The following is a 12,807-nucleotide window of genomic DNA, read 5'->3' as shown; positions in this document are numbered from 1 at the left end:
CCTTCTTTCCATTTTTATAAATTATATCATGCAGGATAATTGATCCACAACTAGCAGTGCAGGAGAATCGGCCAGATTCAATACCGCCGAAAAACTTCTTTTCCAAAATATAGTTTATTGAGATAATAGTATGGCGTAGAGCACACTTGAAAATGTCGTGCTCTTTTTTGTTAGAATTTCGAAATTGCTGGCATCTAAAGCATTTAACGTGGTACGAGGAGGATATTCGTGGTAACGGGGAAAAGCGGAGAGGAAGCAACAGCGATGTTTCGCGAGGCTTTGCGGCAGTTCATCGACAAAGTCCAACAAGACGAACAAGTGATCGCTGCCGTGTTGCTAGGAAGTCTTTCGTACGATCAAGTTTGGGAGAAATCGGACATCGATCTCAAGCTGATCGTTCAAGATCAGAAGCTTAACTCGGATTACATGACTTTCGTCGAGAACGAGGTTCCCATCAACGCGAGCATACAAACCCGAAACGAATTCAAGCGGTGGATTGAGCGGTCGATAAGCGGTTCCTTCGACCAATCGATGCTTGCTCGAAGCACTTTATTGTTCGCGAAGGACGCTTCGATCACGGATTATTTCGAACAAATCCGTTATGTCGGCGATCGTGACAGGCAGCTTCAGCTTCAGCGGCTCGGGTGTTTCACACTCAGTCTACTGGCTAAAGCGGAAAAATGGATGTACGTGAAAGAGGATGCCGTCTATAGTGCTTTCTGGGTCATTAAAATGGTCGACGTACTCTCGCAAATCGAGGTATTGATCCATAAAGAGGTTCCCATGAGGGAGTCGGTCCACCAGGCTATTAAGTATAATCCTGCTTTTTTTCATGCGGTCTATACGGACTTCGTGAAAGAGCAAGCGACGGAAGAGAAAGTGCGGCTCGCTCTTCGAATGATAAACGATTATTTGAAAGAACGGGCGGAGCAATTGTTCAAGCCGATCTTGGGATATTTGAAAGTTCAGGCTGACGTTCGCACGGTAACCGACATTGTCATGAAATTCAGCGCCGTCATTTCCATCGACACCGGTTCCGTGACGACGGGATGCGATTGGCTTGCGGAAATGGGGCTCATCTCCAAGCTTGAAATGGAAACGAAACCGACGCCGAAGAGCCGCATTCGTCTGCTTGAACCAGCCTATTGTTATGATCTATTCGAAGAGCCGAAATGGGAGAAGTGATTCGGAATGAGGCAATTCATCGAAGTACGCGGGGCGAGGCAGAACAACTTGCAAAACATCGACGTCAACATTCCGCGGGATAAGCTGACGGTCGTCACCGGAGTCAGCGGATCGGGGAAATCCTCGCTCGCTTTCGAAGTTATTTACGGGGAAGGACAACGCCGTTTCCTGGAATCCTTGTCGACGTTCGCCAAAAGCCGGATGAACCAATTGAAGAAACCGGACGTTGATGTCGTGTTAGGTCTATCTCCCGTTATTGCCATCGAGCAGAAAAAAGGAATCGTTAACCCGAGGTCGACCGTGGGCACGATGACCGATATTTACGATTTCATGAGGCTCTTATTCGCCTCTGCCGGAGAAGCGAATTGTCCGCTATGCGATCATGCTGTACCCATTCGATCTCCCGGCCAAATGATCGACCATATACGGCAGCTGCCGAACGGCACGGTTCTCGAAGTGCTTGCTCCCGCGCACAAAATTTACGGAGAATCTTACGAAACGACGCTCGATGAAATTCGCGCGAAAGGGTTCAGGACGGTCCGCATTGACGGCAACAGAATCAATTTAAGCGATCCGATCGAACTTGACGAAGAAGCGGAATACCAAATCGAAGCGATCGTCGATAAAGTCGTCGTCGAGCCGAACATTTATAAATCGTTAACGAAAACGATAGAGAACAGCTTAAAGCTCGTAGGAGAAGGTTTTATTCGGTTCGAAATCGCGGAGACGCCCCCAAATGCGTTCGTTGACGAAATCGGTTTTTACCGCGGCTTCGCGTGTCCCGAACACCATCTGACGATGGGCGAATTGCTGCCGAACTTTTTCTCTTTCAACGATCCCGGCAGCGCCTGTCGGACATGCGGCGGAATCGGAACGTTCATGCGAGCGGAAGCGAAGTTTCTCGTCAAAAACGCGGACAAAAGCATCCGAAGAGGCGCGATCGATCCGAAGCTGCTCGGTCCCGGAACGGGTACCTGGCATTGGTCACTAGTCCGGTGCATGGCCGATCATTTCGGGTTCAGTCTCGATACGCCGTACAAGGAGCTTCCCGAATCGGTTCAAAGCCTGTTGATGTACGGAACCCAAGGTGCGAAGTTTCTCTTTCAACCGGGAGAGGATGCATCCAAATCGCAATTCAGGCATGAGGGGAAAATGATGGGCTTCGGCGGATTCGTACATATTACCAACTGGTGGTACAAGCTGTTCTTGAAGCGCAAGACGCGGGGAGGCGGCGAAGAGGAATTTTACAAACGGGTCATGGTCGAACACGCCTGTCCCGACTGCGAAGGAAAAAAACTTCGGCGTCAACGTTTCGACGTGAAAGTGGGCGGTGCGGATATTCACGAGCTATGCGAATGTTCGATCGCGGAACTTAAAGAGCGATTAACGGGGATTGCGTTCGAGCCGGAGAAAGCCCAAGTCGGGAAGCAAATCGTCACGGAAATTCAGTCGCGTCTGGATTTGCTGCTCGATATCGGACTCGACTATCTGAGCCTTGGTCGTCGATCGGATACGATATCCGGCGGGGAAGCGCAGAGAATCAGGTTGTCGACGCAAATCAGTTCCGGCTTGATGGGCATGTTGTACGTACTAGACGAGCCTAGTATCGGCTTGCACGCGAGAGACGGCAAACGAATCATCCAAACGCTCAAAAAGCTCCGCGATATCGGAAATACGATCATCGTCGTCGAGCATGACATGGAAACGATATGCAGCGCCGATCATATTATCGAGATCGGACCTGGCCCAGGCGCGAGCGGAGGGCGAATCATCGCCGAAGGAACCGCGGAGCAGCTGCGACTACATCCCGATTCCAATACCGGCATGTTCATGTCGGGGGCTCGGAAGATCGAGACGCCTTCCGTTCGTCGGCAACCTTCCGGTTTAAAGCTATCGTTGCGAGGGGCTAGAGCAAACAATCTGCGTAACGTTGACGTCGATATTCCACTGGGGATGCTTGTATGCGTGACGGGTGTTTCCGGCTCAGGCAAAAGCACGCTTATTAACGAAGTTATTTGCAAGCAATTGCATTCTTACTTCCACGATGCCCGCATCGTTCCGGGAGAACACGATGAACTGACCGGACACGAGAATTTGTCGGCAATCGTCAAAATCGATCAATCCCCGATCGGGCGCAGCACCCGATCCAATCCGGCCACTTATGTCGGTTTTTTCGATAAAATCAGGGACCTGTTCGCGGAAGCCGCCGCCGAGGCGGGAAAACCGCTGGCAAAGCAGGACTTCAGTTTTAATCAAAAAAACGGAGGCAGATGCGAAAACTGCCAGGGCGAAGGAGTCGTGACGACCCAGCTTCAATTCATGGCCGACGTCGAATCCGTTTGCCCGGTATGCCAAGGGTCGAGATTCAACGAAGACGTACTCGAGATTCGCATCCGCGACAGGAACATCGCGCAAGTGCTGGAGATGAGTATCGAGGAAGCGATTCTTTATTTCTCCGATCAAACTTACATATCGCATAAATTAAAAGTTTTGCATCAACTGGGTCTCGGCTATTTGAGGCTTGGCCAGTCTTCCACGACCTTGTCGGGGGGAGAAGCGCAGCGTATTAAGCTCGCGACCGAGCTTAGCAAAATGATTCGCGGAGCACATAACCTGTACGTTCTCGACGAGCCGACGACCGGATTGCATTTGAGCGATATCCAAAAACTAATCGACTGCTTGCACCAGCTTGTGGCCGCAGGACACTCCGTCATCGTTATCGAACATCATCTAGACTTGATTAAGGTGGCAGATTATCTGATCGACATGGGACCGGAAGGCGGGAAAAACGGGGGATTGGTCGTTGCAAGCGGTTCGCCCGAAGAAGTTGCGAAGACCGACGCGTCGTTGACCGGCAAGTTTTTGTGCGATGTTCTTTCTGTACAAGGCGGTTCGAGAGAGCGACGGCATCCGACAGAGTGAAGGATTATTACTTAATGTGAAGAATTATTCAAGGTAGTACGGCTAATCCAGGGTAAAGAAGTGAGTTAAATATGGATAATCAAACAGACAAGGACATGCTCCATATTTCAAGAAACAGGGTTCTCTCTTCGAAAATTGCTTTGCCGCGACCGAGGGATGGAGAAGTCGTTCGGACTCGTTTATTGACGAGGCTTGATGAAGGCGGTCGGCTCAAACTAACGGTTATCACTGCGCCGGCGGGTTTTGGGAAGACGACGCTTGTAGGCAGTTGGCTGAGATCCTCCTGTTCAGACAAAGCGGCTTGGGTGTCGCTTGAAAAAGGAGACGGAGATTTCGTCCGCTTCTGGAGCTGCGTCGTAGCCGCTATCGTTCAATGCTTTCCCGATTTTGCGCTCCGATCTGAATCGATATTAATGTCCCTTCGAGGTTCTTCCGAAGAATCGGCTATCTCGTTTCTTATCCATGAAATCAGCGAGCTTCCAGAGGCATGCGTTCTCGTTTTGGACGATTTTCACACGATTGCGGATGCCAGAATACTGGAAAGCATTGTTTTTTTCATCCATCATATCCCCAATCGATTGCAACTGCCCATTATCAGCCGAACGCTTCCGCCACTGCCATTGTCCCGATTTAAACTTCAGGGGCAGCTTGCCCATATCGACGCTGACGAACTGCGTTTTAAGAGCGACGAAATAGACGCACTACAGAACCGAGTGTCGACAATGACTCTCACGTCGGAAGAAATCGCTTTGCTAGAGCGGAAGACGGAAGGTTGGGCGGCAGGTCTCATTCTCGCTCTGCTTTCCTTGGAGGGAAGGAGCGATATTGCTTCCTATCTCGAATCATTCTCCGGCAGCAATCGTTATATTATCGATTACCTGGTGGACGAGGTGCTCAACCGCCAGACGGAAGATATTCAATCCTTTATGTTGCAAACTTCAATTTTGAATCATATCTGTTCCCCACTCGCTCAGGCCGTTACCGAGCGAGAAGATACCGGCCGCATGCTCGACTTGTTGGACCGCTCCCATCTCTTCTTTATTCCCTTGGATGATACGCGAACATGGTACAGGTACCACCACTTATTTGGAGACATGCTGAGGGCACGGCTGCAAATAAAGATGAATCGAGCGGAAATCGAGGCGCTTCACTGGAGAGCATATCAGTGGTATGAACATAACGGTTCAATCAGGGAAGCAATCGATCATGCGCTGGAGGCCCGAGAATACGAGGGGGCCGCGGAATGCATAGAACGCCATTTCTCGGCGATCATCAAGAGCGGGGAGGAAGCGGCCTTGCTGAGGTGGCTAGCCGCGCTGCCGCTTGAAAGCATCATTCTTCGTCCCGATTTGTTTTATTTTCAAGCTGGGAAGATGGCGGCGTCCGGACAGATCCATGAAGCGAAAAGTTTGTTGGAGCGAACATTGCGATTACTCGCCACGAGTGAGGGCTTACTCCCTCCGGAAGCTCGAAGAGACATGGAACTGAGGATGGGACTATATCGGGCTTCAGTTGCTTTCTACCAAGGGGATATTGATACTTTCGTGCAACTGCTTGACGAAAATCTCGAAGGACTGGAGAAATTTTCTTCGATCGTTAAGGTCGTTAACCTAGGCGAGGCGCTGCTGTATCGCGGACCGATCGGCTTCGGAGGAAGACTAAGCAAGATGGAAGAACTATCGGCGAAGGTCGCATCGTCGGAAAGAAGACAGCGCGCGCTTCATTATACGCTGGAAGGTTACGGTTACGTGTTCCTTGCGGACCTGTATTACGAACGGAACAAACTAGACGAAGCGCAAGCTATACTGCGGCAAGCACTCACGATGCCTCCCACTCAGCACAATCTCGGCGTTATAACTCCCGGCATTATTCTGTTGTCGAAAATTTTCCGAGCAAAAAACGATGTCGCGGGAGCGGAGACCCTGATTCGGCAAGCCATTCAGGATATACAACCGTTCCATTCCCCGCATTGGCAGCTATTATTGGAGGCCTGCCTAGTTCGGCTTCGGTTGGTTCAAGGAGATCGGGCCGCAGGAGAACGTTGGGTGTTGCGTCGGCATATTTTAGCGTCGGACAAGACCAGCGTTTCAAGGGAGTATGTGAATCTTACGTTAGCGCGACTACTCATTGAACAGGAACAAACGGATGATGCGGTTCATTTGTTGCTTCATTTGGAGAAAGAAGCAAAGCTCGCGGATCGACTGGGCAGCCGAATCGAAATTCACCTCTTGCTTGCGACGGCATACGAAATTCAGGGGAACCCGGCAAAGGTTGCCGAGTCCCTAAAGGAAGCGCACGAATTGGCGGAACCTGAGGGTTATGTCCGAATATTTCAGGATGAGGGCAAACCGCGCGCCGAACTTCTTACCCACTCGTTGCCAATATCGCTTACGAATCGGGAAGAAACGGTATTGAGGTTGATCGCAGAGGGTAGATCGAACGAGGAAATCGCCCGAGGTCTGTATCTTTCCGAAGGAACGGTTAAACGATATATTCATCATCTCTATCAGAAGCTCGAAGCCAAAAATCGGATTCAAGCCGTGTCCAGAGCGAAGCAATTGCAATTATTGTAGGCGAACGCCGCATACAACTTTAGTTGCTTGTACATATTTCCAATCTCCAATACGATGGAGATAGAAGGATTTCATCTAAAGGGAGAGATAAGCGATGGCCGAAATGAAAAAAACGGAAAAATTTCGTCTGGAAGAATTGCGCGACGAAGACAAGAAACTCAGCGAGAAAGAGATGAAACAGGTTATTGGCGGCGCGGGAGCCTTGAATAGAACAGGAGCCGCCCACAAGGCCGTTAGCAAAGGCAATAGACAAGCATCCGGCGGCAGTCTCGCATAGATATCGCGGATCTGCCGATTTGTTCGCATAGACGGTCAATTGAAAAAAGGAAACGCAAGGCACTCCGACATCCCGTCGCGGGTGCCTTTTGCTTGAAACCAATGGATTGGAGAGGCAGCTATGAGCTTAAATGAAATAGATGCTCTTGTTATCGATGGACAACGCGTTAGCTTACTGGAGGTTCTGCGCCATGCGAGGAACCATCGGATCCTCACCGCGTTACAGAGCAAAACGAGACAGATTCTAATCGAGCGATATGCACGAACCGCCTGCATCTCGGTTGATTTGGAGGAGTTGCAGCAAGGGATCGACGAATTTCGCCGGGAGCACGGACTCCTACAAGTGGCCGCGGCGAAAGAATGGCTCGGAAGCCACGGCATGACGCTAGACGATTTGGCGGAAGCGATTCACGATCGGCTCATTCAAGCCAAAGTCGAGATGGCCGTGTGCCAAGATCGGGTTGAGCCCTATTATTACGAACACCGCTTGGCGTTCGATTCGGCCGAGATCTCGATGATGGAAATGAAAGAAGTCGGGGCGGCTTGGGAAATCATGTTCCGAATCAAGGAAGGTGGCGATTTTCATTCGCTTGCCCGGGAGTATTCGACAGATGAAACGACGAGACAGGCGGGCGGCTTCTTCGGCGAAGTACTTCGCCTGTCATTGTCGCCCGCGGATGCGGCGGCCGTCTTCGGCGCGAAAGCTGGCGAAGTCGTAGGTCCGGTCAAGTCGGGCGATAAATACCGCCTATATAAGGTCGAGAAGATCCAAATGGCGGTATTGGATGAGAATCTGCGGAAGCGCATTAGCTCGATGCTTTTTGAAGAATGGGTAACGGAGCAATGGAACACGTTGGACCTAGCTTTTCCGCTTTGGGATCAATTATCGATTACCAACCTATTGGATGTGAATGATAATGGAAACGCTGTTTAACCGAGTATCGTTATTCGATATCATGAGCGAAGAGGAAAAGTCGCTCATTTCGCAAAGCCTTATCGCCGAACGTTACGAGATGGGACAAACGATCGTTCAAGCCGGCGAGCAAGTCAGTGCGCTGTATCTGATCGGATCCGGCCAAGCGAGAAGAATCAAGGAACTACCAACAGGTAACTTGGTGAATCTTGGACTTCTCTATCCGGGGGAGCATTTCGGGGAAAGCGGCTTACTTCATAGTAACGTGATGGACATGACCATTCGAGCTTCCACGGAGATGTGGATATGGAAACTGGCCAAGGAAGAATTCAATAGTCTGCTCAAGGCGAATCCTGAACTGGACGTTTACTTGAATGAATATATCGCGAATAATACGATGCAGACTTTTCTGCTCAGCTCGACCGTGTTTTCCGATATGGGCTCTGCGGCTCTGCGTTCGTTGCTGGATAAAATTACGGTTCATCGATATTCATCCGGTACTAACGTCTTCACGGAAGGAGATCAGGGAGATTCCTTTTATATCGTCCGTTCCGGACAAGCTGAGGTCATGAAGGAAAGCTCGGGAGAACTGCTGAATCGGCTTGGCGAAGGAGACTTCTTCGGCGAATTATCGCTGCTTGAAAATAGTCCGAGGAAAGCGTCCGTCCGAGCGGTAGGAGATACGACGCTGTTTCGCCTATCCAAAGCGGACTTTAAGGAGCTCATAGACACCTATCCACTCATTAAAGAAGCGATCATCCGAATAACTTCGAATTACAACACAAGCGGCATCAAGATGAAGACCGAACGAATGGATCATGAAATAGCCCTCCAGCAAAGAGAACGAAGCAGTCCCGAAGGGACGGCGATTCCGTTTGCGAGAAGAGTGTCGGATTGGCTTAGTCACGCGCGATGGAGAAGGACGCCGTTCGTACTGCAGCAAAGTGAAATGGATTGCGGGCCGGCCTGTTTAAGCATGATCGGGAAATTTTACGGCGCAGCACTGTCGATTAACGAGATCAAATCGATCGCAGCAACTTCCAAATCGGGAACGACATTGCAAGGATTGGCGGACACGGCACAAGCGCTCGGGTTCGAAGCGAATGGGAAGAAAGCGTCTCTCGATGATCTGTCAAATATTCGGCTCCCCGCGATAGCTCACTGGAAAGGGAACCATTACATCGTCGTCTATCGCGTAACCCGGACGCATGTGATCGTCGCGGATCCTGCCATCGGCGTGGAAAAGCTCACTCGGGAGCAATTCGCTGAGTTTTGGAACGGTATTTTGTTGGAGTTGAGGCCAACAGCGGCGCTCAAGGAGCCTGGCGTTCGACGTTCGACGCTGCAAAGATACACAGCTTACATGAAACCGCATCGACGTTTGCTTTCGATTATTTTGCTGCTCTCCGTAGCGATTCAGATTGTCTCGCTTTCGTTGCCTGTTTTTACGCAGAAAGTCATCGATCTCTTACTTGAAGACGGACAGGAACGCATGCTTTCGATGATCATGCTGACGATGGTCGTCATTTCTCTCGTTAACGGATTTTTTAGTTTCGCGAGGCAGTGGATGGTTTCCAAAACCGCGCTTCATATCGACCTAAGCATGGTTGAAGACTTCTATAAACAAATCTTGAGGTTGCCCTTGTCGTTTTTCAACTCGCGGACGGTGGGCGATTTTCTGACGCGGGTCAACGAGAACGAAAAAATTCGCAACCTCCTTACGACCGGCTTCGTCAGCTTGACTCTCGATCTGATTACGATCATTGTTTACGGTTCGCTTATGTTGATTTATAACGCAAATCTATTTTTGATCGTTTTCGCGATTCTACCTTTGTATGGGGTCGTCATCGGCGTATTCTCGCCGCTCATGCGTAAAAATAGCCGCAAGCAGTTCCAAGCGAATGCCGAATCCAATTCGGCGACGGTCGAGGTCGTCCAGCATATCGCGACGGTCAAGGCGCTCACTGCCGAGAAGTCGGTATTCGCTCAACTGATGGATAAGTTCACAAAGACGATGGAGCTGAGATTGAAAGGCTCGCTCTTGTGGGTTTCTGCGGAGACGGCGGGAGACTTGATCCGTACGTTCGGCACTATTGCCGTATTGTATTTTGGCTCCGGCTATGTTCTGGATGGCGACATGTCGACAGGCGAGCTCGTTGCTTTTACCATACTGCTCTCGACAGTCACGCAAGCCGTTTCCTACATGATTCAGATGTTGAACGATTTGATGGAAGTACGGATATCGATCGAACGGTTGGACGATGTGTTTCAGGCGCCGCTCGAGCAAGCGGAGACCGATAATAGGAGAGGGCTCGTCCAAGTAAACGGGCATATCGCCTTCAATAATGTAAGCTTTCGTTATGAAGAGGAAGGAAACAATGTCCTGCAGAACGTCACGCTCGAGATTCTCCCCGGACAAACCGTCGCATTGGTCGGTCGAAGCGGATCTGGGAAATCAACATTAGCCCATCTGGTGATGAAGCTGTTCGTTCCCGCGAGCGGGACGATCCGGCTGGACGGCTTCGACGTACAAAGCATCGATGTGCTATCGCTTCGCCAAACCGTGGGTGTCGTACAGCAAGAAACGGCGATATTTCGTGGAACGATTCGCGAGAATATAGCCTATCGCATGCCGGACGCTTCCCATGACGAAATTGAAAATGCGGCCGTGCTGGGAGGCGCTCATGAGTTCATCCGGTCGCTTCCGCTAGGGTACGATACGAAGATTGGAGAGGGCGGCATGCGTCTATCAGGCGGGCAGAGCCAAAGAATCGCGATTGCGAGAGCATTGCTCGGCAACCCGTCGATTCTCATTTTCGACGAAGCGACAAGCTCGTTGGACACCGAATCGGAGAGAGCGATACAGAACAATTTGGCGGCGATCGTGAAGAACAGAACGACAATCATCATCGCGCATCGGCTAAACACGGTCAGGCATGCCGATCGGATCTTCGTACTCGATCGGGGCACGGTCGCAGAGAGCGGAACCCATGAAGAGCTGCTGCAGACCAAGGGACTCTATTATTACTTGGTGAGCCAGCAGTTGTAGTCGTGAATGTGATGTAAACGAAGTAAAAAGTCGGCAACCGCTAACAGGCAGAATACTTCCAATATGTGCTAATATAAAAGCGGGTGAATCTTCGTTCATATTCAGTGGTCGGGCCTTGGTCTAATCGGAAACTACGAATTGGAGGGCGTTAGTGAAATGGCTAAGCTAAAATACGCTGCTAATGTTTCTTTGGACGGTTACATTGAGGACGAGCAAGGCAATTTCGATTGGACGATCTCCGATAACGAGATGTATGCGTTCTGGACTGAATTCGAGCGGCCGATTGGCACTTACTTATACGGGCGTCGAATATACGAAACGATGGTGTACTGGGAGACGGCGAGCGCCGGCGGCGATCAACCGGAGGTCGTACGGGATTTCGCGCAGATCTGGCGAGCAACTGAGAAAATCGTGTTTTCCCGGACGCTTGAGGCCGTTTCAAGCGCCAGGACAAGGATCGAGCGCGAATTCGATCCTGATAGGATCCGGAGACTGAAGGAATCTTCAGGAGCCGACTTGACGATAAACGGCCCCGAGCTTGCCGGGCAGGCGATGAGCGCGGGACTGATCGACGAGTGTCATTTGCTTGTTAATCCGATCGTCTTGGGTGGAGGTAAGCGAGCATTGCCTGACAACCTCCGTATGCAGCTCGATCTGCTCGGTGAGCATCGCTTCCAATGCGGCGTTGTTCATCTTCACTACCGCGTGATCGTCTGACCGCGATGTTGGAGTTACAGCAGCAACAAACATTAAAACAGCTTGAAGTAAATTTATGATTCAATCAACTATTCGGGAGGAACTATCACAATGAAAATCAAGTTGCTTGGACGCAGCGGGCTTGCCGTATCGGAGCTTTGTCTGGGGACGATGAGTTTTGGAAATACAACCAATGAAAGCGATTCTATTCGGATGATCCATCAGTTTATGGAGCGGGGAGGTAACTTTCTTGATACGGCGAATGTATATGTATCCGGCCGATCGGAAGAGATTGTTGGCGAAGCGATAAAGGGTTTTCGATCAGAGGTTGTCCTCGCCACAAAAGTACGGATGGTTACGGCTGACCATCCCAATGGGGCAGGCGTCTCACGCAAACATATTATACAAAGCGTCGAAGAGAGCTTGCGGCGCCTGCAAACGGATTTTATCGATTTATATCAAGTCCATGTGTGGGATCATCTGACTCCTATTGAAGAGACGCTTCGTGCTCTAGATGATCTGGTCACTTCGGGTAAAGTCCGTTATATCGGATGCTCCAATTTTTTTGCCTGGCAGCTAATGAAATCACTTGCCTGCAGCGATGCCAACCGTTATGTACGGTTTATTTCCATTCAACCGCAATATAGTCTAGTAAGTCGTGAAATGGATAGAGAAATGATGTCGTTATGCTTGGAAGAGAATGTTGGAGTTATCCCTTGGGCTCCGCTTGGAGGCGGGTTTCTTACAGGTCGATATAGCAAGGAAGAGCCGACATCGGGCAGATTATCATCAAAGGTAGGCGAGAGCTCGTGGGCATTGCGCGGAACGGAACTTAATTTTGCTATACTGGATGCCGTTCAAGCGGCCGCTCGGGAACTGGACAAGACACCGGCACAAATCGCTCTCGCCTGGCTGCTTCAAAGAAAAGGAATCACTTCTCCGATTTTTGGAGCCAGCAATCTTGAGCAGTTTGCCGATAATATGGGTGCTATAGGATGGACGATGCCAACCGAAATATGGAATCGGCTTGATGAAATCAGCGCGCTTCCTTCCGAATATCCGAATCGGTTCATTGCCAAATTTGCTCGATCTTATTAAAAATTACAACTGTCTTTTCTTTGATATGGACAGAATCACACGCCAACAAATGTCGTAGGACACAAGAACATATAAATAAATACTCCGCTCACAAC

Annotated in this window: 8 protein-coding genes; all 8 read left to right on the top strand. The window is 50.2% G+C overall.

The features are described 5' to 3' along the window. The first annotated feature begins 228 nt into the window (after positions 1–228). The 8 genes from DFP95_RS22805 (at position 229) to DFP95_RS22770 (ending at position 12,712) form a co-directional block, all read left to right on the top strand. Positions 229–1,185 (top strand): hypothetical protein, encoded by a 957-nt coding sequence (locus DFP95_RS22805; protein ID WP_115995000.1) that lies wholly within the window; start codon positions 229–231, stop codon positions 1,183–1,185. Between the two features lie 6 nt (positions 1,186–1,191). Beyond that, a complete protein-coding gene (uvrA, locus tag DFP95_RS22800; protein WP_115994999.1) occupies positions 1,192–4,107 on the top strand; it encodes an excinuclease ABC subunit UvrA in 2,916 nt (971 codons plus the stop codon). 71 nt (positions 4,108–4,178) lie between these two features. Beyond that, positions 4,179–6,680, top strand: a complete 2,502-nt coding sequence (locus DFP95_RS22795; protein ID WP_115994998.1) for a winged helix-turn-helix domain-containing protein — start codon at positions 4,179–4,181, stop codon at positions 6,678–6,680. A gap of 94 nt (positions 6,681–6,774) precedes the next feature. After that, entirely contained in the window at positions 6,775–6,957 is a 183-nt protein-coding gene (locus DFP95_RS22790) for a TIGR04149 family rSAM-modified RiPP (protein ID WP_115994997.1), read from the top strand. Between the two features lie 120 nt (positions 6,958–7,077). Then, positions 7,078–7,890: a peptidylprolyl isomerase gene (locus DFP95_RS22785; protein WP_115994996.1), complete on the top strand. Its 813-nt coding sequence runs from the start codon at positions 7,078–7,080 to the stop codon at positions 7,888–7,890. Continuing rightward, the gene (locus DFP95_RS22780) at positions 7,874–10,918 is read left to right on the top strand and encodes a peptidase domain-containing ABC transporter (RefSeq protein ID WP_181907567.1); all 3,045 of its coding nucleotides are present in this window, start codon (positions 7,874–7,876) and stop codon (positions 10,916–10,918) included. Before DFP95_RS22785 ends, DFP95_RS22780 begins: the two co-directional genes overlap by 17 nt. 156 nt (positions 10,919–11,074) lie before the next feature. Next, positions 11,075–11,635, top strand: coding sequence for a dihydrofolate reductase family protein (locus DFP95_RS22775; RefSeq protein WP_115994994.1), 561 nt, complete (start codon positions 11,075–11,077; stop codon positions 11,633–11,635). Between the two features lie 90 nt (positions 11,636–11,725). After that, positions 11,726–12,712 (top strand): aldo/keto reductase, encoded by a 987-nt coding sequence (locus tag DFP95_RS22770; RefSeq protein ID WP_115994993.1) that lies wholly within the window; start codon positions 11,726–11,728, stop codon positions 12,710–12,712. Positions 12,713–12,807: the final 95 nt, after the last annotated feature.

Origin of the sequence: Cohnella lupini, assembly GCF_003386205.1 — a bacterium.
GTDB lineage: Bacteria > Bacillota > Bacilli > Paenibacillales > Paenibacillaceae > Cohnella > Cohnella lupini.
This window is presented reverse-complemented; position numbering and strand designations above follow the sequence as displayed.